Below are 24,001 nucleotides of genomic sequence, written 5' to 3'. Positions count from 1 at the left end.
CGAAGGATCTCAGCGTGCCCATCGCCACGATCAACCCGGCTACCGGCGAGACAGTAAAAACCTTCACCCCCGCGACCGACGAGGAAGTCGAGGCCGCCATCGCGCGCGCCCACGCCCGGTTCCAGGACTACCGCCATAACACCACCTTTGCCCAGCGCGCCGAATGGGCAAACGCCACCGCCGACCTTCTCGAGAAGGAAGCCGACGAGGTCGGCGCCATGATGACCCTCGAGATGGGTAAGACCCTGAAGTCGGCTAAGGCCGAAGCGCTCAAGTGCGCCAAAGGTTTTCGCTACTACGCCGAGAACGCCGAGCAGCTGCTGGCCGACGAGCCGGCCGACGCGGCGAAGGTCGGTGCGAAGCGGGCCTACACCCGTTGGCAGCCGCTTGGGGTGGTGCTGGCCGTGATGCCGTGGAACTTCCCGCTGTGGCAGGCCGTCCGCTTCGCCGCTCCCGCACTGATGGCGGGCAACGTCGGACTGCTCAAGCACGCCTCGAACGTGCCGCAATCGGCGCTGTATCTGTCGGACGTCATCGCCCGCGGCGGCTTCCCGGGGGGCTGCTTCCAGACGCTGCTCGTTTCGTCCAGCGCCGTCGAGGCCATCCTGCGCGATCCGAGGGTCAAGGCGGCCACGCTGACCGGCAGCGAACCGGCCGGCCAATCCGTCGCGGCCATCTGCGGGGACGAGATCAAACCCACCGTGATGGAGCTCGGCGGCAGCGACCCGTTCATCGTGATGCCGTCGGTCGATCTCGACGAGGCGGTCAAGACCGCGGTTACCGCCCGGACCCAGAACAACGGCCAATCCTGCATCGCCGCCAAGCGATTCATCGTCCACACCGACATCTACGACGCGTTCGTGGACAAGTTCGTCGAGCGGATGGAAGCCCTGAAGGTCGGCGACCCGACCGACCCGGACACCGACGTGGGCCCGCTGGCCACCGAGTCAGGCCGCGACGAGATCGCCAAGCAGGTCGACGACGCCGTCGCCGCGGGTGCCACCGTCCGACTCGGCGGCAAGACCCCCGCCCAGCCGGGCTGGTTCTACCCGCCGACGGTGGTCACCGACATCACCAAGGACATGGCCCTTTACACCGAAGAGGTTTTCGGGCCGGTCGCTTCGATGTACCGGGCCAAGGACATCGACGAAGCCATCGAGATCGCCAACGCCACCACCTTCGGGCTTGGGTCCAACGCCTGGACCAACGACGAGGCGGAGCAACAACGCTTCATCGACGACATCGAGGCCGGACAGGTCTTCATCAACGGGATGACGGTGTCGTACCCCGAACTCGGGTTCGGCGGCGTCAAGCGATCCGGCTACGGTCGCGAACTCGCGGGCCTGGGCATCCGAGCGTTCTGCAACGCCAAGACCGTCTGGGTGGGGTAGCTCCCCGAGGCCCTCAGGCCGACGCGCCCGCCAGCGCCCTCTCGTCCTCGTCCGCGAAGGTGTCCTCCAGCTGCACCGGCGAGTAGTCGAGGTCGATCTCGGCGACGGGGCGGCCCCGCGCGCTGTTGATCGTGCCGAACCGCCGCATGCCCTTGTCGGCGGCATAGGCCATGAACTCGTCCGTCGAAATGCCGAAGGGCATCGGGTCGTACAGGGCGAAGCCCTCTTCGATGAGGCGCAGCCCGAGCGGCATGAGCTCGTTCATGCGCGTTTCGAAGACGCCCCAATTGGCGTCGTCGGCGGCGACGTGGCGCCGGCAGGTGAAGGTGCCCCACGCCATGTGGCGTCGCTCGTCGTCGCCGATGCGCCGCACCAGCTCCTGCATGCCGGGCAGGATGCCGCGCTCCACGCAGATCTTGTGCCAGGCGAAATAGCCCGTCAGCGCCAACATGCCTTCGACCATGTGGTTGTAGGTCACCGACGCCCGGACCTGCGCGGCCGGTGACGGGTCGGTGGACAAGGCGTCGAGGCAGGCCGGCAACTCCTCGTAGAAAATCGTGCGGTAGGTGGGGATGTCGTCGAGATACTCGTGCAGGTCGCCGGTGACGCCGACGGCGTCGAGCCACATGCGGAACACCTGCACGTGCTTGGCTTCCTCGAACGCGAACTGCGTCAGGTACATCTCGTCGCCGAGCCGGCCTTCCGCGCGCATCGCGGCCATGAACGGCTGGATGTCCTCGGTCACCGCTTCCTCGCCGGCGATGAACTCGGCGCACAGCCGGGTGGCGTAGTGGCGTTCGTCGTCCGTCAGCCGCTCCCAGTCCGCGCGGTCACGCGAGAAGTCGATGTCGGCGGGATTCCAGAACTTCGCGTTGCCGCCGGCGAAGAGCCGCAGCGGCAGGCTGTCCCAGTTGAGTCCGCCCGCAACCATCGAGCCCGAATGTGTGCGTGTCATGTGACCTCCTCAGATCGGTGTAAGGCTGGGTGGACGGGCGTCGGGTGCGGTTGCGTCGAGAACGCGGCCGCCAGCACCGCGACGAGCCGGCGCACGGCCAGCGCCGGTTGCTCCGGGGTGGGTTCGTCGAGCCCGAGAACCGGGTCCAGGCCGCGCATGTAGGGGGCCAGCGCCAGGTGCGGAAAGATCAAGAGCATCAATGACAACAGCGCGTCGGTGTCCGCGTCGGGACGCAGGTCACCGCGCAGCTGCGCGTCGCGGACCAATGGGCGCATCACCTGCAGGTAGTGACGGTGAATGACGTTCTGCACACTGACGCGGGCCTCGGTGTCGACTTCGAGAGTGGCCGCGGCGTGCAGCGCGCGTTCATGCGGGTGGTCGGCGAAGTAGGCGACCCACGCGTCGAGCCAGTCGGTCAAAAAATCGAAGAACGGCCGGCTCGGGTTCAGCTCGCGGATGCGTTCCTCCATGTAGGCGCGCACCCGTTGGCTGGCGACGTCGGCGACGTACGCGTAGAGGTCGCGCTTGTCGGCGAAGTACTGGAACAGGCTGCCCTTGGCGACGCCGGCGCGCCGGGCGATGACGTTGAGGCTGCCGCGGGAGAAGCCGTGCGCCCCGAACTCGCCTTCCGCGGCTTCGATCACCGCCGCGCGCCGGGCGGGATCCACGCGCGCCCAAGTCACCGTTGGCATTTGGAGCCTCCTCGCGTTCGATGACCACTGGTCATTCTACGGTGAGCCACGTCACAGTCAAGGCTCGTCTTGTCCAGTGTGCACTCAGCCGCACGCTCGGCGGGGCCGGGGGACTTACGGCCGCATCTGGTAGGCGCCGCTGAGCGGCAGGACGTGTTCCTTCCAGATCTGGTCGTAGCGCGCGGGGTCGTGCGCCGGACGACGGATCATGCGCATCGCGAAGCGGGCCTGTTCGTCCGTCGTCGCCGGCTTGTCGCCGAGTTCCACGGCGTAGCCGTTGAAGTCGCGCACCAGCACGGCAAAGATCTCGTCGATCACGGCGTCGTCCATCCCGGACAGCGGGGCCTCCTCCAGGATGAGCTGGGCGTAGGGCACCGTCGCGAACAGTTGGCCCACCCCGAAGGCGAAGTCAATGTCCTTCTGCTGCACGGCATCCGGTGTGGCGCTGGCCAGCATCTCGGCGAGCACGTCGACCTGCTCGCGCAGCAGCGCGACGTTGGGCAGGTGCCGGAAGGCGTCGAAGGGTGTGCGCCAGTCTCCGAACCGCACCTTGCCCAGGCCTCCGGTCGGCCCCTGGGCGAACAGGAACGTGTCGTCGGCGGCGTCGTCGCGCCGCGATATCACGGGCAATTCGGCGTTCGGCGCGAACAGGAAGTTGGGCATGAACTTGGCGAGCAGCCCGATGTTGATGTGGACGGTGCCCTCCAGGCGGGGCAGCAGGCCGATCTCGCGGGTGACGGCCTCGAAAAAGGTATCCTTCTCAACGCCTTTGGCGGCGATGACGTCCCACATGGCGGTGATGACGCGCTCGCCTTCGCTGGTGATCTTGGCCTTGGTGAGCGGGCTGTAGAGCAGGTAGCGGCGGTCGGCCGCCGACGCGCTGCGCATGTAGTCGCAGGCACGGGTGGCGACCAGCTTCATCGCGACCAGCCGCAGGTACGCGTCGGTGAGCAGGCGCCGCACGTGGGTGAAGTCGGTGACGACGGTCCCGTACAGGACCCGGTTGGACGCGTGGGTGACCGCCTCGTACATGGCGTGGGTGCACATGCCGATGGCGCCCCAGCCCAGGTTGTACTTGCAGACGTTGACGGTGTTCAGGGCGGCGTGAAACGCGTCGGGGCCGCGATGCAGCATGTCGGCCTCGGTGACGGGGTAGTCGCGCAGCGCGTAGTTCGCGACGAAGTTCTGCGAGTTCACCACGTTCTTGATGAGCTCGTACCGGTCGTGCTGGGAGTCGGCGGCGAAGAACACGTACTCGTCGGTCCCGGCGATCTTGCCGAAGGTGGAGACCATGCGCGCGACGTTGGCGTTGCCGATGTAGTACTTCTCGCCGCTGGCGGTCCAGCCGTGTTCCGAGGGCGTCAGGATCATGTCGGTCTGGTAGACGTCGGCGCCGTGCGTCCGCTCGGACAGCCCGAAGGCGAACACCTCGCCGGTCTCCAGCTGGGCGGCGGCCTTGCGCTTGGCGTCCTCGTTGTCGCTCATCCAGATCGGGCCCAGGCCCAGGGCGGTGACCTGGAACGGATACCAGTAGCTCAGCCCGTAAAAACCGACGATCTCGGCGAATTCGCTGATCCGGTAGGTGTCCCAGCGGCAGTCGTCCGCCCCGTACTCGGACGGCGTCAGCAGCGAGGCGAAGATGCGTTCCCGACCGACGTGATCCAGAAAGTCGGAGTACCAGACGCGGTTGTGGTCGTCGGACTTCAGCCGCGCCTTGCCGCGGGACTCGAAGAAGTCCACGGTCGCGGCCATGATCTCCCCCGAGCGGGCGTCCGGGTAGCGGCGTTGCAGGCGGTTGGGATTGAGCAACATGGGGGCAACGTACTCCCACACAGCCCTGTTGGTGAACCGCCCATCCGCCTTAGAGTCAGTCCCGTGCCAGAACTCAATACCGCCCGCGGCGCCATCGATACCGCCGATCTCGGCGTGACGCTCATGCACGAGCACGTGTTCATCATGACCACCGAGATCGCCCTGAACTACCCCGAAGCGTGGGGCGACGAGGATCAACGGGTGGCCGATGCCGTCGACCGGCTGGGCGAGCTGAAGTCCCGCGGGGTGGACACCATCGTCGATCTCACGGTGATCGGGCTGGGCCGCTACATCCCGCGCATCGCGCGCGTCGCCGCCGCCACCGAGCTGAATATCGTTGTGGCGACCGGTCTTTACACCTACAACGACGTCCCGTTCCGGTTCCACTACCAGGGCCCGGGCGCGCCGCTGGACGGCCCGGAGATCATGACCGACATGTTCGTCCGCGACATCGAGGAAGGCATCGCGGACACCGGCATCAAGGCGGGCATCCTCAAATGCGCCACCGACGAGCCGGGCGTGACCCCCGGCGTCGAGCGGGTGCTGCGCGCCGTCGCCCAGGCGCACAAGCGCACGGGAGTGCCGATCTCCACCCACACGCACGCGGGCTTGCGGCGCGGGCTGGAGCAGCAGCGCATCTTCGAAGAGGAGGGCGTCGACCTGAGCCGGGTGGTGATCGGTCACTCCGGCGACAGCACCGACGTCGGCTACCTCGAGGAACTGATCGCCGCCGGCTCTTACTTGGGCATGGACCGGTTCGGCATCGACCTGATCTCGCCGTTCGAGGACCGGGTGAACATCGTGGCCACGATGTGCGAGCGCGGCCACGCCGACAAGATGGTGCTCTCGCACGACGCCAACTGCTACTTCGACGCGCTGCCCGAGGAGCTGCTGCCGGTGGCCGCGCCCAATTGGCATTACCTGCACATCCACAACGACGTGATCCCCGCCCTCAAGGAACGCGGCGTCACCGACGAGCAGCTGCACACCATGCTGGTGGACAATCCGCGCCGCATCTTCGAGCGGCAGGGCGCCTACTCGTGACCCAGCCGGTCCCGCCGATCGGCACCCAGATTTCGCAGCTCGCCGGGTTGGCTCCCGACGAGCCCGCGGTCACCTGCGACGGCCGGACGATTACCCGCGGCGAGCTCGACCGGTCGACGAACCGGTTGGCCCGGGCGTACGCCGAGCGCGGCGTCGGCGTCGGTGACTACGTGACCATGGTGCTGCCCAACTCGATCGAGTGGATCCAGGCCGCGGTGGCGTGCTGGAAGTTGGGCGCGGTGCCGCAACCGCTCTCGGCGCGGTTGCCCGACGCGGAGCTGGCCGGCCTGCTCGAGTTGCGGCCGCCCGCCCTGCTGGTGGGCCGCGATAGCACCGAAATACCCAGCGTGCCAGCCGGTTTCGTCCCCGACCCGGCGCTGTCCGACGCCGCGCTGCCGGAGGCCGTCTCACCGGTGTGGAAGGCGATGGGGTCGGGCGGCAGCACCGGGCGGCCCAAGCTCATCGAGTCCGGCGGCGACAGCCGGATCCCGGCCGCGGTGGGCTATCCGCTCGGCGCGCAGGAGGGCGACACCACGCTGGTGCCGATCCCGTTGTCCCACAACACGGGCTTCACGACCGCGACGATCGCGTTGCTGATGCGCCATCACCTGGTGCTGATGAGCCGGTTCGAACCGCAGGGGTTCCTGCGGCTGATCACCGACCATCGGGTCACGTTCCTGACCACGGTGCCGACGATCATGCAGCGGGCGCTGCCGGTCTACCACGCCGACCCGGGCGCCTACGACCTGTCGTCGCTGCGGCGGTTCTGGCACATGGGGGCGCCCTGCCCGCCCGCCATCAAGCAGGCCTGGATCGACCTGCTGGGCCCCGACGCCGTCTGGGAACTCTACGGCGGCACCGAATTACAGGCGCTCACCTTCATCAGCGGCGACCAGTGGCTGACCCACCGCGGCTCCGTCGGCATCGTGGTCGCCGGGGAGATGAAGGTCCTCGACGACGACGGCAACCCCTGCCCGCCCGGCGTCGTCGGCGAGATCTACATGCGCCCCGCGCCCGGCAGCGCGCCGACCTACCGCTACGTCGGCGTCACGCCTAAGACCCGGGACGGCTGGGACTCGCTGGGCGACCTGGGCTACTTCGACGCCGACGGGTTTCTGTACCTGTCCGACCGCCGGGTCGACATGTTCACCGTCGGCGGCCGCAACGTCTACCCCGCCGAGATCGAGAACGCGCTGTCGGCCCACCCGGAGGTGCTGTCCTGCCTCGTCGTCGGCGTGCCGCACGACGATTTGGGCCAGGTGCCCTACGCCCTGGTGCACGCGGCCGACGGGTCATTGCTTGACGACGACGCCGTGAAAGGCTTTCTGCGCGAACGTATCTCGTCGTACAAGGTGCCGCATACGGTCGAGTTCGTCGGCGTTCCCCTGCGCGACGACGCCGGCAAGGCGCGGCGGTCGGCGGTGCGCGCCGAGTTGATCGCGCGCCTGCAGGCCGCCGAGCCCGCCTGACGACTCCAAGAATCTAGCCTCCCAAATAGGCGGCATCTTTTGCGAGGACTCATCGCGGCGTACGATTCGCTGCTAACTCACTGATGCGGTGGCGATCGGGCCGTCGCTGTATTGGTTGGAGGTCGGGATGTCGTATGTGATCGCCACGTCGGAGATGATGACCTCGGCGGCAAGGGACTTGGCCGCTATGGGCGCGAATGTCAGCGCGGCCCACCTGGTCGCGGCGGCCCCGACCGTCGCGGTGATACCCTCGGCCGCCGATGAGGTATCGGCGGGTATCGCCCATCTGTTCTCCGCGCACGCCAGGCATTATCAGGCCCTGGCCGGGCAGGCCGCGGCGTTTCATCAGCAGTTTGTGCAGAATATGACCGGCGCCGCGGCCTCGTATTCCAGCGCCGAGTCCGGGATCGCCGCGACGCTGACGCCTACATTCCCCAGCCTCGCCGATTTCTTCCAGTTCCTCGGGAGCGATTTCGTCACCGCGAGCGGCAATTTCGTGAACTCGTTTGGCTCCTTCCCCAACGTCAGGTTTGATCAGTTAGGCAGAGCCGCAAGTGATGTGCTGGCCTTCCTGTTATTTCCGATCACCTACCCGGTCTTCGCCCTCACCACGTTCATCGCCGAGGCCGTGATCTACGCCATCATCAATGCCTTTATCCCTTAATCGACACATTTTTTTTCGGAATCCGAGCCCGCTGCCGAATGACTTCAGTTCGACCAGGGGTACGCAAACAACGGTCCGGTGAGTGCGGACGCGAGGAACGACAACACCGCGGCGAAGATCAGCAGCCAGATGGCGTGGGCGAGGAACCTAAGCGCGGCCTTCAGATCATCATTCCGGCCACCTACTTCGCACCGGATGACGGTGCTCAGCCGATCCAGATCGCCGGGAGTCAGGAACACCCTCTCCTGACCGATTGCCATCAGATACCTGCGGGAGCCATTGGCCCGATCGAGGCGAACGAGGTGTAGCTGATCACCGTCACTGTCGCGCAGGCCGACGAGGCTGGTTAGTTCCGGTTGTCTCACGGTGTACCCCCTAGGTCGTCGGAGTTCCGTGGTTGGGTTGGGACGGTCCTGTGGTTGGAACTTCTGACCATATCCGCCGCCGGCAACCGCGCGCAATCCCCTGCGCTGCAGGGGATCTGCATCGTTCCGATACACCGATGTCATCGCCTCCGGTCCGCAGACGCGCCCGGCGCGGTCGAGTTCGTCGGCACTCCCCTGCGCGACGACGCCGGCAAGGCGCGACGACCCCAAGAATCTTCCAAGCGCTGCGCCCCACCATGGGTCCGTCGATGACCGTCGTCCGGGAGAGGGGCCATGCAGATCGAGCCGTTGAGCACGGAGCTGATCGAACGTTATCTGCGATCGCGTCAGCTGCGGTTTTTCCGCAGCAGTGACGGCGAGGAATTCATGATGCTGCTGTCGAGCCATGAGCGCGGCAAGCTGCACGTGAACGTGCGGATCAACGGTTTGCGGCGCGATGTTTTGGAGATCTCGATCAGCCCGGCCGTGTATTACCTGGCGACCGAACGGCCGCGCCTGATGGAACTGGTGAACGACTGGAATCGGGACACCCACTGGCCCAAGGCGTTTGTGCGCGAGACCGCCCGGCCGACCCGCCTGAGCGTGGTCGCCGAGAATGCTTACTTGCTGACCGACGGCATCCACATGGAGGCGCTGGGTAACTTCGTCAGATCGACCGTCGAGTACGGCACCGACCTGTTCGAGAAGATCGAGCGGGCCATCGCCCTGCCGTCCGCGGACGCGTTGGAACAGTGGATGGATCGCTGAGTCAGGGCGCGATCGCGTCCGCCTCGGCGTCCGTGACCTGAGGGGCCGGCTCGTGGCGTTTCTCCCAGCGGCGCAGCGCTTCCCGGCACGGGGATTCGACCAGCGCGTAGCTGACCGCGGCGATCGCCCAACCGAAGATCAGCGTCAGCGCCAGCACCGAGGGCATCCGGCCCGTGAACGGGAACGTGCCGAGCACCGGGAACACCATCGCCAGCGCGGCCAGGTGCCACACGAACAGGCCGTAAGACCAGCGGCCCAAGGTCACCATCGCGGTGCTACCCAGCAGCCGGTGCGGCGTGTCGGCCCGGTCCAGCACCAACGGGGCCACCAACGCGAACGCCACCAGCGAGCCCGCCGCCGTCTTCACCGCGAACTGGGCGGCGGTGCCGGGCACCAGGCCCTCGGGGCCGGCCAGTGGCGAGGCAGCCAGCAGATACGCCAGCACCGCGACGACGGCCATCACCACCCGGCGCCGCGCGAACCGGTGCGGCACCCCGACTCCGCAGTGCACCCACTCGGCCAGCAGCATGCCGGCGGCGAACCAGGAGAAGAAGGCCGGCGGCCAGTTCAGCGGGTTGATCCCAGGAGGGCCGTGCCCCGAAAAGACGGGCACCCAGCCCCACGCCCAGCTCAGCGCCGCCAGCGCGGCGATCGCAGGCACCCGCGCGCCGACCGGCAAGCGGCGGGCCAGCAACGCCAGCAGGGGCAGCGCCAGATAGAAGCTGACCTCGACCGAAAGGCTCCACATCTGCGTCAGGCCACCGGTCAGGGTGAGCGGCACATAGATCTGGGTGAGCGTCAGGTTGGCCAGCCACACGGTCGGGCTGGCGTGGTCCGCGTCGGGCAGCAGGGTCAGGATCACCACGACCGCCACCAGGTAGGCCGGCATGATGCGCACGACCCGCGAGCGCAGGTAATGGCCGGTGCGCGGCCGCGGCCCCAACCCCCGCGCCGCCGCCGCGTGCCCGCGCCACAGGAGGAATCCCGACAGTGCGAAGAACACCGCCACCGCGAGGTCGAAGCGGCCGAACAGCCGGCCGGCGGCGCCGCTGGAGTGGCCCGTCTGGAAGGCGACGTGCGTGACGACCACGCCCATGGCCGCGCACGCGCGCATCCCCTCCACGGCGGGCAGGAAGCTGCGGATTCCGCCCACCTGTTGGCCATCGGTCACGCCACAAGTGTGCCCGTCGGTTGTCCGCCGACGAATGGGGTACGTAAGCCGAGGCCTTAAATTCTGCTGTTAGGGTCGAACGGGTTTGCCACGCTGCTTGGTCGGGTCGGATCGGGTCGCGGCCGACAAGACCGGGGACCATCACGGACCACGAGGGATCGACTAGGAGGGCACGGCAACGTGAACCGAGCAGTCATGTTGCGTTACGCCGCATGCGCGATCATCGGACTCGGGGCTGCCCTGCTGATCGCCGCGCTGTTGCTGTCGACGTACACCAGCAGCAGGATCGCCAAGATCCCGCTGAACATCGACGCCACGTTGATCAGCGACGGCAACGGAACCGCGCTCGACTCCGCGTCGCTGTCCGGTGACCACCTCGTCGTCAATCAGAACGTGCCGCTGGTGTCCCAGCAACAGGTCAGCGTCGAATCCCCGGCCAACGCCGACGTCGTCACGCTGCAGGTGGGCACCTCGGTCCGGCGCACCGACAAGCAAAAGGACAGCGGCCTGCTGCTGGCGATCGTCGACACCGTCACCCTCAACCGCAAGACCGCGATGGCCGTCTCCGACGACACCCACCCCGGCGGCTCCGTGCAGAAGCCGCGCACCGTCAACGACGAGAGCCCGCCCACCGCGATGCCGCTCCGCCACGAGGGGTTGTCCTACCGGTTCCCGTTCCACACCGAAAAGAAGACGTATCCCTATTTCGATCCGATCGCGCAGAAGCCGTTCGACGTCAACTACGACAGCCAGGAAGACGTCAACGGCCTGACCACCTACAAGTTCACACAGAACGTCGGCTACAACGCCGAGGGCAAGCTGGTGGCCCCGGTGGCGTACCCGACGCTGTACGCCGACCAGACGACTGATTCCAAGTTCACCGCATCGGCGGCGATGTGGGGCGTCCAGGGCGGCGATCCCAACGAACAGATCACCATGACCCGCTTCTACGCGGCGCAGCGGACCTTCTGGGTGGACCCGGTGTCGGGGACCATCGTCAAGCAGAAGGAGCACGCCAACCACTACTTCGCCCGTGACCCCCTCAAGCCGGAGATGACGCTGGCCGATTACACGGTGACCTCGAACGAGGACACGATCGAAGCCCAGGTCAACACGGCGCGCGACGAGCGGGACCGGCTGGCGCTGTGGTCGCGGGTGCTGCCCATCACGTTCACCGCGGTCGGCCTGATCGCGCTGATCGGCGGCGGCGTGCTCGCCTCCTTCAGCCTGCGGACCGAGAGCGCGCTGACCGACCCGGGACTGGACCGGACCGACCAGGAACTCTTCGGCCGCGGCCCGGAGGAACGGGTGCCCGGCGCCGAAGCCGAGACCGAGAAGCTGCCCACCCAGCGCCCCGCCGGCGGCGAGGATCCCGACGCAGCGCCCGTCGGTTCGGACGAGCCACCCGAGCCGGGGCCGCCCGACGCGGGACCGCCGGAGTCACCCGGTCCCCCCGAACGGGCCTAGCTTCCCTGGAGGCGCTCACCGTGCGCTGGACCCGGCCGGGGTACGCGCTGCTGCTGGCGCTCCTGGTGGCCGGACCGCTCCTGGCGCCCGGGTACCTGCTGTTGCGCGACGCGGTGTCCACGCCCCGGTCGTATGTGTCTGACACCGCGCTGGGGTTGACGGCGGCGCCGCGGGCGACGCCCCAAGATTTCGCGGTGGCGCTGGCGTCGCATCTGATCGACGGCGGCGTCGTGGTCAAGGCGCTGCTGGTGGCCGGCCTGTGGCTGGCGGGGTGGGGCGCGGCGCGGCTGGTGGCGACCGCGCTGCCCGATGCCGGGGCGCCGGGCGAGTTCGTCGCCGGCACGCTGGCGATCTGGAATCCCTATGTCGCCGAACGCCTTTTGCAGGGCCACTGGAGCCTGCTGGTCGCGTACGGCTGCCTGCCCTGGGTGGCGACGGCGATGCTGCGGCTGCGGACGGCGGCGGATGCGGGGTGGCCCGCCTGGTTCGGCCTGATGTTCTGGGTGGCGCTGGCCGGGCTGACCCCGACGGGCCTGCTGCTCGCCGCGGCGGTGGCGCTGGTCTGCGTGGCCTGCCCCGGCGCGGCTAGACCGCGCTGGGTGTGCGCCGCGGCGGCGTCCGGGGTCGCTCTGGTGGCGGCGGCGCCCTGGCTGACCGCGGCGGCGCTGGGCTCGTCGCTGAAGGCGCACACCGCGGCGAACGCGCTCGGGGTGAACGCGTTCGCGCCGCGGGCCGAGCCCGGCCTGGGCACGCTGGCCAGCCTGGCCAGCCTCGGCGGCATCTGGAATGGCGAGGCCGTACCGGCGTCGCGCACAACGCTTTTCGCGCTGTCCTCCGCCGCAGTGTTGCTGGCGGTGGTGGCGGCCGGGTTGCCGGTGGTGGCCCGTCGGCGCTCGGTGGTTCCGTTGCTGGCGCTGGCGGCGGCGGCCGTCGTGATGCCGGCCGCCCTGGCCACCGGCCCCGGCCTGCATGCGCTGCGCGCGCTGGTCGACGCCGCGCCCGCCTTCGGTGTGCTGCGCGACGGGCAGAAGTGGGTGGCCCTGGCGGTGCCGGGATACGCGCTGGCGGGCGCGGGCGCCGTCGTGACGCTGCGGCGCTGGTTGCGGCCGCCGGTGGCGGCGCTGCTCTGCTGCCTCGCGCTGATCTTGGCGCTGCCGGACCTGGCGTGGGGCGCGTGGGGCGCGGTCTCGCCGGTGCGCTACCCGCGGGGGTGGGCCGCGGTGGCGGCGGCGATCAATGGGGATCCCCGATCCGTGGCGGTGTTGCCCGCCGGGACCATGCGGCGCTTCTCGTGGTCCGGGCCGGCTCCGGTGCTGGATCCGCTGCCCCGCTGGCTGCGCGCCGACGTGCTGTCCACCGGCGACCTCGCCATCTCGGGCGTCGTCATTCACGGCGAGGGCGATCGCGCCCGGGCCGTGCAGGACCTGCTGCTTTCGGGGCCCGACCCGGGCGCGTTGGCGCCGGCCGGCGTCGGGTGGCTCGTCGTCGAATCGGACAGCGCCGGCGACATGGGCGCCGCGTCGCACACCCTCGACGCGCTGACGCCGGTCTACCGCGACGACGAGTTCGCCCTCTACCGGGTCGGCGGCGAGGGCGCCGGTTTGCCCGCCGCGCGGCGCACCGCGACGCTGGTCGCACACGTGGCGTGGCTGGCGATGCTGATCGCGGGCGCCGCCGGCGCCGCGTTCAGCCTCAGACGACGCCGCTGACGAACTCGCCCACCTGGACGGCTTGGAGGACGCCGGCCATCGCGTCGGCGCTTTGCGCCCAGGAGAACTCGCCGCTGCGCGCCTGCGCCTTGGCGCCGAGTTGGTCGCGCAGCACGGGGTCGCACAGCAGCCGTTCGAGGCGGTCCACCAGCTCGTCGCGGCCGTCCACCAAGAGCCCGGTCACCCCGTCGACGATGGAGTCGGACAGCCCGCCCGAGGAGCGGTAGCCGACGGTGGGCACCGCGTGCTGCGCCGCCTCGACGACGGCCAGGCCCCATCCCTCCTTGCGGGACGGCAGCACGTGCACCCAAGAGCTCTGCAGGACATGGTGTTTGGTCACGTCGTCGACGTGGCCGTGGAAGGTCACCGCGTCGGCCATGCCCAGGCGCCGGACGTGGTCGACGAGCCGCTGGCGCCACCACCCGTCGCCGACGATGTCGAGGTGCAGCCCCGGTATTCGGGGCCGCAACGCCGCGACCGCTTCGAGGGCGTCCTCGATCCGCTTGTGCGGCACCAGCCGCGACAGCACGACCACCCTCGGCGCCGCCGAGCGCGGGCCGGTCAACGATCGCGCCGGGGCCTCGTCAAGGCCGTTGCGCACCACCGCGATCTGCTCGTTGCGCACCCCGAGCGCGACCAGGTCGCGGGCCGACGGCAGCGACACCGTCACGTACTGATTGCGCCGGTTCACCCGGGGCGACAACCTCGACTCGACGAACCAGCCGATCCGGCCGAGCACCGGCCCGGCCACCGGCCACTGCTCGCGGTGGCAGTGGTGCACCAGCACCACCACCCGCCGGCCGTACACCAGGCGGGCGAGGAACGGCAGGCCGTTCTGGGTGTCGACGACCGCGTCGGGCCGCACGCGCCGCAGCGGCCCGAGACCGATGCGCGCCGCGGCCATCGCCAGCAACGCCCACACATACACCGAGTACCGGCCGCCGGCGCGGTCGATGCGCACCCCGTCGACCACTTCGCGGCGCGGCGCGCCCGGGTAGCGGGCGGTGCGCAGCGTGACGGCCATCCCGGACGCGGCCAGCTGCGCGCCGACGCGCTGCAGGTAGGCTTCGCTGCCGCCGCCCTGCGGGTGCCCGGTGTCGCGCCAGCACAGCAGCAGGACGGAACGGAGAGCGGACATTACTGGTCAGCGTAGCGGGGTATTAGGTCGAGGCGCGCCGGGCCTTTGCCTCATCCGTCACAGTCGCCTCTGGCTGGAAGGATGTTTTCTGTGTCCACCTCTCAGCGACAACTGGCGAGCGCGGCCCAGTGTCGCTATGAGGTGGACGAACGGCGTGCCTCCCGGCGCGGTGACTCGTGTGGCCAATGTGATCGACGCGGCTGGCGTTGCCTGGGGGGCGACACGTGGGCGTGACCGACGTGTTTGCGCGGCGGGCGAAGCTGCGCCGGTCGCTGCGCCTGCTGTCGGAGTTCCGCCACGAGCGGTCCGACCCGGCCCGCTTCTATCGCGCGCTGGCGGCCGATACCGCGGCGATGGTCGCCGACCTGTGGCGCGGCGCCCATGGCGAGGATCCGGTCGGCCGCACGCTGCTCGACGTCGGCGGCGGCCCGGGATATTTCGCGGCGGCATTCGCCGACGCCGGTCTCCGTTACATCGGCGTGGAACCCGATCCGGGCGAGATGCACGCGGCCGGGCCGACTTTGGCCGCTGCGGGCGGCTCGTTCGTCCGGGCGTCGGGAATGGCGCTGCCCTTCGCCGACGACTCCGTCGACATCTGCCTTTCCTCCAATGTCGCCGAACACGTTCCGCGGCCGTGGCAGCTGGGCGCCGAGATGCTGCGGGTGACCCGGCCCGGCGGGCTGGCCGTGCTCTCCTACACCGTGTGGCTGGGCCCGTTCGGCGGCCACGAGACGGGCCTGTGGCACTACCTCGGCGGCGCCCGGGCCGCCGCGCGGTACGCCCGCAAACACGGCCATCGGGCCAAAAACAACTACGGGTCGTCGTTGTTCGCGGTGTCCGCCGCCGACGGCCTGAGCTGGGCGGCCGGCACCGGCGCCGCGGTGGCCGCATTTCCGCGCTACCACCCGCGATGGGCATGGCGGCTGACGTCGGTCCCGGTGCTGCGCGAGTTCCTCGTCAGCAATCTCGTGCTGGTGCTGAGGCCCCAGTAATGAAACATGTTCTCGTTTTGCGTCGGCTTGGGTAGGGTGGCGGCCATGAGCGACGACGCTAAGACCGAATACGACAAACTTTTCATCGGCGGCAAGTGGACGGAGCCGTCGACCTCCGAAGTCATCGAGGTGCACTGTCCGGCAACCGGCGAGTACGTCGGGAAGGTGCCTCTTGCCACGGCGGCCGACGTCGACGCGGCGGTCGCCGCGGCGCGCGCCGCCTTCGACAGCGGCCCCTGGCCGACGACGCCGCCGAAGGAGCGCGCGGCCGTCATCGCCAAGGCGCTGCAGCTGCTCGAAGAGCGCAAGGACCAGTTCGCCAAGCTGCTGGCCGAAGAGACGGGTCAGCCGCCGATGACCATCGAGACGATGCACTGGATGGGGTCGATGGGGGCGATGCAATTCTTCGCCGGTCCGGCCGTCGACCAGGTCAAGTGGCGGGAGATCCGCAACGGCTCGTACGGGCAGACGATCGTGCACCGCGAGCCGATCGGCGTGGTGGGCGCGATCGTGGCGTGGAACGTGCCGCTGTTCCTGGCGGTCAACAAGCTTGGCCCGGCGCTGCTGGCCGGGTGCACGGTGGTGCTCAAGCCGGCCGCCGAAACGCCTTTGACCGCAAACGCTTTGGCGGAGGTGTTCGCCGACGCCGGCCTGCCCGCGGGCGTGCTGTCGGTGGTGCCCGGCGGGATCGAGACCGGGCAGGCGCTGACCTCCAACCGGGACGTCGACCTGTTCACCTTCACCGGCAGTTCGGGCGTCGGCAAGGAGATCGGCCGGCGCGCCGCCGAAATGCTCAAGCCGTGCACGCTGGAGCTCGGCGGCAAGTCGGCGGCCATCGTCCTCGAGGACGTCGACCTGGCGTCCGCGGTCCCGATGATGGTGTTCTCCGGGATCATGAACACCGGGCAGGCCTGCGTGGGCCAGACCCGCATCCTGGCGCCGCGCTCGCGTTACGACGAAATCGTGGACGCGGTAAGCGCTTTCGTGCAGGCGCTGCCGGTGGGCCCGCCGTCGGAAGCGGGCGCCCAGATCGGCTCGCTGATCTCGGAGAAGCAGCGCGCGCGGGTCGAGGGCTACATCGCCAAGGGCATCGAGGAGGGCGCCCGGCTGGTGTGCGGCGGCGGCCGTCCCGAGGGCCTGGACAACGGATTCTTCGTGCAGCCAACGGTTTTCGCGGACGTCGACAACAAGATGACGATCGCCCAGGAGGAGATCTTCGGGCCGGTGCTTTCCATCATCCCCTACGACACCGAGGAGGACGCGATCAAGATCGCCAACGACTCGGAGTACGGCCTGGCCGGCAGCGTGTGGACCACCAACGTGCCGCGGGGCATCGAGATCTCGGAGAAGATCCGCACCGGCACCTACGCGATCAACTGGTATGCCTTCGATCCGTGCTGCCCGTTCGGCGGCTACAAGAACTCCGGCATCGGCCGCGAGAACGGACCGGAGGGCGTCGAGCACTTCACCCAGCAGAAGAGCGTGCTGATGCCGATGGGCTACACGGTAGACGCGTAGCCGCCTATTCGGCTGGGGGCCTTCGCAGTTGGCCGTCGGCGATGATTTGCTCGGTGGCGTTTCGCCATCGCTCGATCTGGGCACGGTTGGCGAGGGGTTCGGGCAGGTGCCGGTTTAGCTGGGTGCGCAACAGGAACATGCCCAGCACCAGAACCAGCGGGTTGAGCGTCATCCAGACCGGGTCGAGGCCGGGCTTGGCGAGGCCTTGTTCCTTGAGCTGCTCCCAGTGCCCGCCGGCGACCGCGACCAGGGTGTCGAAGACGCGGGTCCCCGTCGGGGTGGCGTCGACGAGCGCTCGACAGAGGTAGTCGACGACGTCGGCGTGGTCGGTGAGCAGCGCGGTCACCCGGTCCGCGATATCGGCGACGGGGTTGTCCGCGGGCGCCTCCGGCGAGGTGGCCAGGGCGGCCGTCAGCACCGTCGTCACATGGTCGTCGACGGCCTGGATGAGGTTGGCTTTGGTGACGAAGTGATGCTGGACCAGGCCGAGCGAAACGCCCGCGGCCGCGGCGATCGTGCGCAGCGAGGTGGCTTCGGTGCCGTGGGCGGCGAACGTCGTCAGCGCCGCGTCGCGAATCCGCTCCACGCGGGACGGCTCGCCCGCGTGGTCGGGGTCGTCAAACGCGTGCTCGCCGGGCATCACCCCAGGGTAGACACGCCCGCCCCGGCGTTGTCGCGACGCGCGCAGCACCGAGGCCGGTGTCCCCGGAACCGGGACCCGAAGTGCTGCGCAGGTTTAGGTGTTATGCAATAAAGCATAATGAGACCGGGATCACGTTCCCGCCAGCCACGGCGCCCAGCGATGCCCGAACACCATTTATCCAGTTGCCCGGGTTACTTAGGGAATAAAAGTTGCTTACTTGACCGATGTCTTATATGCTTCTAAGCATAATCTATGGCCGCACTCAGGCCGGGAGAAAACAATGTGGATCATCGAACTCAACGTCGCCGGCTACCAGTACACGCGCGAGATGCCCGACCTCAAGCGGCGGCCGTTCCGGTTCAGCCCGCGTAATATGCACTGGCCGGTACCGCGGCACTCGCACGCTGCATGACGCTCGCCATGGGAGGTACGACAGTGCCGACTACCACCGACGCCAAGGCGGAACCCGCGCCGACCAAACGCTGCGATACCCGCAAGAAGATGCTGCTCAGCGCCGCCGAGGTGATGCGCGAGCGGGGCGCCGCCGGGGTGACCATCGATGAGGTGCTGGCCCGCAGCGGCGCGCCGCGCGGCTCGGTGTACTACCACTTTCCCGACGGGCGCAATCAGATCCTGACCGAGGCGCTGCGGTACTCGGGCGAGTCCATCACCGCGATGATCGACGACGCGGCCGGGTGGGGCGCCAAGGCGCTGTTGCGCGAGTTCGCCGAGTTCTGGGAGCGACTGCTCGCCGAGGGCGACTTCACCGCCGGCTGCCCGGTGGTGGCCGCCGCGATCGGCTCCGACGACGACCCCAAACTGTCCGGGGAGGCGGCCACGATCCTGGGGCACTGGTGCAGCGCGCTGACGCGGGCGTTCGTCAACGACGGCTTTGACGACGACGAAGCCGCTTCGCTGGCGGTGACGTCGATTGCCGCCTTCGAGGGCGCCATTGTGCTGTCCCGCTCCACCCGCAGCATCGACCCGCTGCGCCGGGTCGGTGAGCAGATCGAATTCCTCATCAAGGCGAAGGAATTCGTGGTCCGCAACAACATCGCGGAGTAGCTTCGGCTCAACCGGCGATAATCCGGCATTTGCTGTCGGCATTAAGTACCATCTGACTCCTGACGACCCGGCTCGGCATGTCGGCTGGTCGGAAGACGCCCTGACATAGCGCCCGCCCGGAGGTATTCGATGTCATTCGTGTTCGCCACGCCGGACGTAGTGTCAGCCGCCGCAACGGATTTGGCGAGCATCGGCTCGACGCTCCGCCAGGCCAACTCCGCCGCCGCGGCACAGACCACCGAGATGGTCGCGGCGGGCGCCGACGAGGTGTCCGCCGCGGTCGCCGAGTTCTTTGCTGCTCACGGCCAGGGCTATCAGGCGCTCAGCGCCCAGGTGGCGGCATTTCACGACCAATTCGTCAAGGCGCTGAACGCGGGCGCGGGCGCCTATGGCAGCACGGAGGCGGCCAACGCCGCGGCCGCGGCGAACCCCTGGCAGGTCGTGCAGCAGGACCTGCTGGGCGCGATCAACACGCCCACCGAGCTGCTGTTGGGCCGGCCGCTGATCGGCAACGGCGCCAACGGGGCAGCGGGGACCGGGCAGAACGGCGGCGCGGGCGGGCTGCTGTGGGGTAACGGCGGTAACGGCGGGTCCGGCACACCCGCGACAGGCTTCGGTCCGGGCGGGCCCGGCGGCAACGGCGGTCCCGCCGGGCTGTTCGGCAATGGCGGCGCCGGCGGCGCCGGCGGGCCCGCCGTCGGCTTCCAGTCCGCCGGGCCAGGCGGCGCCGGCGGCAGCGGGGGCCTGCTGATGGGCAACGGCGGCACGGGCGGCACGGGCGGATTCGCCCTAGCCTCGACCCACGGCGGCGCCGGCGGTACAGGTGGAGACGCCGTCGGATTGTTCGGCAGCGGAGGCGCCGGCGGCGCGGGTGGTTCCGGTCAGGTCAACGACGCGGCGAACTGCATAGCCGGAGCCGGCGGCCAGGGTGGCCATGGCGGGCTGCTGAACGGCAACGGCGGCCGTGGCGGCGACGCCGGAGTCGCCACCCGCGGCAACAGCGGTGGCAATGGTGGGGCGGGCGGGATGTTCAGCGGCAACGGTGGCGCCGGCGGCAACGGGACCGAAGGCAATCCCTCGTTGGGCGGCGGCTCCTACGCCGGCGGCAACGGCGGCTCCGCCGGGATGATCGGCAATGGCGGCGCCGGCGGCGCCGGCGGTTCCGCCACCATGACAACCGCGTTTGCCGATGGTGGTATCGGCGGTAACGGCGGCACCGGCGGCAGTCTGTTCGGCCACGGCGGTCACGGCGGCGCGGGCGGACAATCGGCGTACGGCAATGGAGGCGTCGGCGGTTCGGGCGGCAATGCGATCGGGCTTTACGGCAATGGTGGGGACGGCGGGGACGGCGGCCAAGGGCTCGGCAGAGGCGGTTTCGGCGGCCGCGGCGGCAACGCCGGCATAACCGGAGGCGGCGGTCGGGGTGGCGACGCCGGGTTCGGGACCACCTTCCCCGGAGCCGTCGGCGGCAACGGCGGCGACGCCCGGCTGATCGGCAACGGCGGCGCTGGCGGAACTGGGCAGCTTGCCGTCAACGGCGGGATCGGCGGTGCCGGAGGCCTGCTGCTGGGCGTGCCCGGAGCCGACGGATGACAGGCGCCGTAGCCCGGCGAAATCACGGTCTGCGTTCGCCAATCGCGCTACGATTTTTCCCACGCCGGGGGGCATTGCCGGAGGTGCGGAATGTCTTTCCTGTTCGCGGTTCCCGACGTGGTTTCAGCCGCCGCCACCGACTTGGCGGGCCTGGGATCCACGCTTAGCCAAGCCAACTCCGCCGCCGCGGCCCAGACGACCGACGTCCTGGCGGCCGGAGGCGACGAGGTGTCGGCGGCGGTGGCCGCCTTTTTCGGCGCCCACGCCCAGGACTACCAGGCCGTCAGCGCCCAGGCGGCAACCTTCCATCGGCAATTCGTCCAGTCCCTGAACGCCGGCGCGGCGGCCTATGCCGGCGCCGAGGCGGCCAACGCCGCGGCCACGGCCAACCCGTGGCAGGTCCTGCAGCAGGACATCCTCAACGCGATCAACACGCCCACCGAGCTGCTATTGCAGCGCCCGCTGATCGGCAACGGCACCAATGGTTTGCCGGGGACCGGCCAGAACGGTGGGGCCGGCGGTCTCCTGTGGGGCAACGGCGGCGACGGCGGATCGGGCGCGGCGAACCAAGCCGGCGGAAACGGCGGGCCCGCCGGCCTGATCGGCAACGGCGGGGCCGGCGGCGCCGGCGGCCTGAGCAACACGGCCGGGTCCCCCGCAGCAAAAGGCGGCGCGGGTGGCACCGGCGGGCTGTTGTGGGGCAACGGCGGCCCCGGCGGCACGGGTGGCGCCTACAACGGCACCGCCCTCCTCGGTGGAGCGGGCAACGGCGGCGCGGGCGGCGACGCAATCGGCTTGTTCGGCAACGGCGGCGCCGGCGGCACCGGCGGCACAGCATCTGCCGTCAACCTCACGTCCGGGAACGGTGGTCATGGTGGCCACGGCGGCCTGTTGCACGGCAACGGCGGCGCCGGCGGAAACGGTGGCAGCGGCGCCGGTGCGGCGGGATCCCTCATCGGCGCCGGCGGGGACGGTGGCGCCGGCGGTCTGCTCAGCGGCAGTGGCGGGGCAGGCGGCGTCGGCTATGGCCTGAACGCCGGCAATGGCGGCAACGCCGGGGTGATCGGCCACGGCGGTGCGGGCGGGTCCGCCCAATTCGGCGGACCCGGGGGCAACGGAGGGCTCGGCGGCTCGCTGTGGGGCGACGGCGGTCGCGGCGGCGACGGGGGTCAGACCACCGGCGTGGGTTTCGGCGGCAAGGGCGGTGCCGGCGGCAACGCCATCGGGCTGTTCGGCAACGGAGGGGACGGTGGCAACGGGGGCCAGAGCGTCACCACCGCCTTCATCGGCGGTCAGGGTGGGCGCGGCGGCAACGGCGCCGTCTTCGGCAATGGCGGCGACGGCGGCAGCGGCGGCGCCGGCAGCTCCGTCTTTAACAAGGCCGACGGCGGGGACGGTGGCAACGCCCAACTCGTCGGCAACGGCGGCACGGGCGGCAATAGCGCCGGTGTCGGCGCCACCCCGGGAGTGGGCGGTGGCGGCGGACTTCTGCTGGGACTCCCCGGCCCCAACGGGCATGCGGGCCCGTAGACCGTCAGTCGCTGGCGGGCAGCGGCTTGACCTCTTTGAGCTGCAGGGCGGTCGCGCCGATGCTCAGGCTGCCGGCGCCGGGCTTGGTCACCAGCACCTCGGCGCCGGTCTCGTCGACGTAGCGCTTGCCCATCACGGTGCCCTCGGAGAACGCCGGGTCCAGCTCGCCGGAGCGCTCGCCGCCGATCGGCACCATCGGCGCGCCACCGCAGCGCAGGTCGTCGAGGCTGTCGGCGCTGCGGACCACGATGACCTGGGTGTCGCACACCTGGCTGGCGAGACGGGTTCCGTTCTTGATCATTTCGGCGTTCCTAATGTTCGGAGATTTTCGACGATCTCGCGGCGCAGGACCTTGCCCGTGGGTGTGGTCGGCAACTCGTCGCGAAAGACTACCCGGTCGGGGGTGCGCGACCCGCGCAAACTCTTGCGCACGTGCTCGCGCAATTCCTCGGGATCGGGATCGATGCCTGCCACCGGCACCACCACGGCGACGATCGCCTGGCCCCACTGCGGGTCCTCGACGCCGACCACGGCGACGTCGCGCACGTGGGCGTGCTCGATGAGCACCTCCTCCAGCTCGGCGGGCGCGATGTTCTCACCCCCGCGGATGATGGTGTCGTCGCTGCGCCCACTGATATAGAGGTAGCCGTCCTCGTCGAGCAGGGCCACGTCGCGGGTCGGGAACCAGCCCTCGTCGTCGAGCACCGAGCCGATCCCGGTGTAGCGCCCCGACACCTGCTCGCCGCGCACGAACAGCTCACCGCTTTCGCCGGGCGGCAAAACCGCGCCGTCCTCGCCGCGGATCTGCAGCTCGATGCCGGGCACCGGCCGCCCGACCGATCCCAGCCGCTTGGCCACGTGCGGTGCGGGCGCCGCGTGCGCTTCGCGATGGTCGTCGGGGCCCAGCACCGCGATCGTCGAGCTCGTCTCGGTCAGCCCGTAGGCGTTCACGAAGCCCACGTGCGGCAACAGCTCCAGCGCCCGGCGGACCAGTGGCAGGCCCACCTTGGATCCGCCGTAGGCCAGGCTGCGCAGCGACGCCAGCTCATGGCCGCCGCGTTCGAGGACGGTGACGATGCGGTCCAGCATGGTGGGCACCACCGTGGCCGTGGTCACCTTTTCGGCGTCGATCAGCCGCACCCACTCGTCGGCGTCAAAGTTGGGCAGGTACACCATCTTTCGGCCGGCGTAGAGGTTCGACAGCGCCGCGCTGACCCCGGCGATGTGATAGGGCGGCACACAGATCAGCGCCGCGTCGGCGGGTTCGGCCGATTCGAATTCGACGGTCCCGGTGACGTAACTGGTCAGGTTGTTGTGCGAGAGCTCGACGGCCTTGGGCGCCGATGTGGTGCCCGACGTGAACAGCACGATGGCCACGGATTCCGGGTCGGCGAACTCGGCGGCGGGCTCGGCCTCGCGGGCGGCGGCCAGGAACTCGTCGGACGACATCACCCGCTGCGACGACTCCCCGATCATGTCGCGGTAGCGGTCGTCGACGATCACCAGCGGTTCGGGCAGCCGCTCGATCAGCGCCTGGATCCCCTCCGCGGAGAGCCGGTAGTTCAGCGGCGTGAAGGCGAGCCCGGCGCGCGCAGTCGCGAAGATCAGCATCGGCAGCATCGCGCCGCCGGTGCCCACATAGGCCACATGCCTGGCGCCCGATCCCGCGACGACACCGGCGCCGCCGTCGGCCAGATCGCTCAGCTGCTGCGTCGTCAGCCGCAGCTCCCCGGAGACGACGGCAGTGCGCTCGGGGTTGCTCGACGCGGCCATCTCCAGCAGCAACGAAATGCTCATCCTCGATCCTTCGTGGATCCCCGCCCTTTACAGATCTAGCGCACAGTGTAAGCCATCTAACTAGTGCTACCGGTCGGGGTGCCAAGCCGTGGTAGGCGACGTACTCGTCGTCGTAGCGCGACTAGGTGCCTGCGCCGGTTGTGCGAATAGCACCAACACCGAGCGTGAAGCCATGGCGAAAACCAGCGTGGAATCTCGCAGCAGCCTCACGCTGGGCG

General features: G+C 69.5%; 22 protein-coding genes. 13 read left to right on the top strand and 9 right to left on the bottom strand.

Going from position 1 to position 24,001, the window contains the following annotated elements:
• The first annotated feature begins 14 nt into the window (after nucleotides 1–14).
• Nucleotides 15–1,391, top strand: coding sequence for an NADP-dependent succinic semialdehyde dehydrogenase (locus AC5Y5E_RS10190; protein WP_499902868.1), 1,377 nt, complete (start codon nucleotides 15–17; stop codon nucleotides 1,389–1,391).
• 13 nt (nucleotides 1,392–1,404) lie between these two features.
• Here the strand turns inward: AC5Y5E_RS10190 and AC5Y5E_RS10185 are convergent, their stop codons facing one another.
• The 3 genes from AC5Y5E_RS10185 to AC5Y5E_RS10175 form a co-directional block, all read right to left on the bottom strand.
• A complete protein-coding gene (locus AC5Y5E_RS10185; protein WP_499902867.1) occupies nucleotides 1,405–2,346 on the bottom strand; it encodes a R2-like ligand-binding oxidase in 942 nt (313 codons plus the stop codon).
• Nucleotides 2,343–3,038, bottom strand: a complete 696-nt coding sequence (locus AC5Y5E_RS10180) for a TetR/AcrR family transcriptional regulator (protein ID WP_499902866.1) — start codon at nucleotides 3,036–3,038, stop codon at nucleotides 2,343–2,345. The genes AC5Y5E_RS10185 and AC5Y5E_RS10180 overlap by 4 nt, the downstream gene beginning before the upstream one ends.
• Nucleotides 3,039–3,152: 114 nt before the next feature.
• Nucleotides 3,153–4,850, bottom strand: coding sequence for an acyl-CoA dehydrogenase family protein (locus AC5Y5E_RS10175; protein WP_499902864.1), 1,698 nt, complete (start codon nucleotides 4,848–4,850; stop codon nucleotides 3,153–3,155).
• A gap of 63 nt (nucleotides 4,851–4,913) precedes the next feature.
• Here AC5Y5E_RS10175 and AC5Y5E_RS10170 point away from each other — a divergent pair, with 63 nt between their 5' ends.
• From AC5Y5E_RS10170 to AC5Y5E_RS10160, 3 genes are all read left to right on the top strand, one after another.
• On the top strand, nucleotides 4,914–5,894 hold the full coding sequence (locus AC5Y5E_RS10170) for a phosphotriesterase family protein (RefSeq protein WP_499902863.1): 981 nt from the start codon (nucleotides 4,914–4,916) through the stop codon (nucleotides 5,892–5,894).
• Nucleotides 5,891–7,363 (top strand): AMP-binding protein, encoded by a 1,473-nt coding sequence (locus AC5Y5E_RS10165; RefSeq protein WP_499902862.1) that lies wholly within the window; start codon nucleotides 5,891–5,893, stop codon nucleotides 7,361–7,363. Before AC5Y5E_RS10170 ends, AC5Y5E_RS10165 begins: the two co-directional genes overlap by 4 nt.
• 127 nt (nucleotides 7,364–7,490) lie before the next feature.
• Entirely contained in the window at nucleotides 7,491–8,027 is a 537-nt protein-coding gene (locus tag AC5Y5E_RS10160) for a PE family protein (RefSeq protein WP_499902861.1), read from the top strand.
• Nucleotides 8,028–8,071: 44 nt separating this feature from the next.
• Here AC5Y5E_RS10160 and AC5Y5E_RS10155 read toward each other — a convergent pair whose 3' ends face one another.
• Nucleotides 8,072–8,392 (bottom strand): hypothetical protein, encoded by a 321-nt coding sequence (locus AC5Y5E_RS10155; RefSeq protein WP_499902860.1) that lies wholly within the window; start codon nucleotides 8,390–8,392, stop codon nucleotides 8,072–8,074.
• Between the two features lie 294 nt (nucleotides 8,393–8,686).
• On the opposite strand from AC5Y5E_RS10155, the gene AC5Y5E_RS10150 reads away from it, so the two are divergent.
• Entirely contained in the window at nucleotides 8,687–9,160 is a 474-nt protein-coding gene (locus AC5Y5E_RS10150) for a type III secretion system chaperone family protein (RefSeq protein WP_499902859.1), read from the top strand.
• 1 nt (nucleotide 9,161) lies between these two features.
• Here the strand turns inward: AC5Y5E_RS10150 and AC5Y5E_RS10145 are convergent, their stop codons facing one another.
• Complete coding sequence (locus AC5Y5E_RS10145) at nucleotides 9,162–10,274, bottom strand: acyltransferase family protein (protein ID WP_499903278.1); 1,113 nt, start codon at nucleotides 10,272–10,274, stop codon at nucleotides 9,162–9,164.
• Nucleotides 10,275–10,511: 237 nt separating this feature from the next.
• Between AC5Y5E_RS10145 and pgfA the strand changes: the two genes are divergently transcribed.
• A complete protein-coding gene (gene pgfA / locus AC5Y5E_RS10140; RefSeq protein WP_499902858.1) occupies nucleotides 10,512–11,798 on the top strand; it encodes a cell envelope lipid trafficking protein PgfA in 1,287 nt (428 codons plus the stop codon).
• A 20-nt stretch (nucleotides 11,799–11,818) separates the two neighbouring features.
• Nucleotides 11,819–13,507, top strand: coding sequence for an MmpA family trehalose lipid delivery protein (locus AC5Y5E_RS10135; RefSeq protein ID WP_499902857.1), 1,689 nt, complete (start codon nucleotides 11,819–11,821; stop codon nucleotides 13,505–13,507).
• Here AC5Y5E_RS10135 and AC5Y5E_RS10130 read toward each other — a convergent pair.
• Complete coding sequence (locus AC5Y5E_RS10130) at nucleotides 13,491–14,645, bottom strand: glycosyltransferase family 4 protein (protein WP_499902856.1); 1,155 nt, start codon at nucleotides 14,643–14,645, stop codon at nucleotides 13,491–13,493. The two genes, AC5Y5E_RS10135 and AC5Y5E_RS10130, sit on opposite strands and share 17 nt — an antisense overlap.
• 224 nt (nucleotides 14,646–14,869) lie before the next feature.
• On the opposite strand from AC5Y5E_RS10130, the gene AC5Y5E_RS10125 reads away from it, so the two are divergent.
• Both AC5Y5E_RS10125 and AC5Y5E_RS10120 read left to right on the top strand, forming a co-directional pair.
• Entirely contained in the window at nucleotides 14,870–15,637 is a 768-nt protein-coding gene (locus AC5Y5E_RS10125) for a class I SAM-dependent methyltransferase (RefSeq protein WP_499902855.1), read from the top strand.
• A 45-nt stretch (nucleotides 15,638–15,682) separates the two neighbouring features.
• Nucleotides 15,683–17,155 (top strand): aldehyde dehydrogenase, encoded by a 1,473-nt coding sequence (locus AC5Y5E_RS10120; protein ID WP_499902854.1) that lies wholly within the window; start codon nucleotides 15,683–15,685, stop codon nucleotides 17,153–17,155.
• Between the two features lie 4 nt (nucleotides 17,156–17,159).
• On the opposite strand, the gene AC5Y5E_RS10115 is transcribed toward AC5Y5E_RS10120, so the two are convergent.
• A complete protein-coding gene (locus tag AC5Y5E_RS10115) occupies nucleotides 17,160–17,795 on the bottom strand; it encodes a TetR/AcrR family transcriptional regulator (protein WP_499902853.1) in 636 nt (211 codons plus the stop codon).
• A 283-nt stretch (nucleotides 17,796–18,078) separates the two neighbouring features.
• Between AC5Y5E_RS10115 and AC5Y5E_RS10110 the strand changes: the two genes are divergently transcribed.
• From AC5Y5E_RS10110 to AC5Y5E_RS10095, 4 genes are all read left to right on the top strand, one after another.
• Complete coding sequence (locus AC5Y5E_RS10110; protein WP_499902852.1) at nucleotides 18,079–18,210, top strand: hypothetical protein; 132 nt, start codon at nucleotides 18,079–18,081, stop codon at nucleotides 18,208–18,210.
• An 8-nt stretch (nucleotides 18,211–18,218) separates the two neighbouring features.
• Nucleotides 18,219–18,863, top strand: coding sequence for a TetR/AcrR family transcriptional regulator (locus AC5Y5E_RS10105; RefSeq protein WP_499902851.1), 645 nt, complete (start codon nucleotides 18,219–18,221; stop codon nucleotides 18,861–18,863).
• A 129-nt stretch (nucleotides 18,864–18,992) separates the two neighbouring features.
• The gene (locus AC5Y5E_RS10100; RefSeq protein WP_499902850.1) at nucleotides 18,993–20,456 is read left to right on the top strand and encodes a PE family protein; all 1,464 of its coding nucleotides are present in this window, start codon (nucleotides 18,993–18,995) and stop codon (nucleotides 20,454–20,456) included.
• 90 nt (nucleotides 20,457–20,546) lie between these two features.
• Nucleotides 20,547–21,986, top strand: a complete 1,440-nt coding sequence (locus AC5Y5E_RS10095; protein ID WP_499902849.1) for a PE family protein — start codon at nucleotides 20,547–20,549, stop codon at nucleotides 21,984–21,986.
• Nucleotides 21,987–21,990: 4 nt separating this feature from the next.
• Here the strand turns inward: AC5Y5E_RS10095 and AC5Y5E_RS10090 are convergent, their stop codons facing one another.
• Entirely contained in the window at nucleotides 21,991–22,287 is a 297-nt protein-coding gene (locus AC5Y5E_RS10090; RefSeq protein WP_499902848.1) for a hypothetical protein, read from the bottom strand.
• Entirely contained in the window at nucleotides 22,284–23,783 is a 1,500-nt protein-coding gene (locus AC5Y5E_RS10085) for a class I adenylate-forming enzyme family protein (protein ID WP_499902847.1), read from the bottom strand. Before AC5Y5E_RS10085 ends, AC5Y5E_RS10090 begins: the two co-directional genes overlap by 4 nt.
• Nucleotides 23,784–24,001 lie beyond the last annotated feature (218 nt).

This window comes from Mycobacterium sp. NGS54, from assembly GCF_059812465.1.
This window is presented reverse-complemented; position numbering and strand designations above follow the sequence as displayed.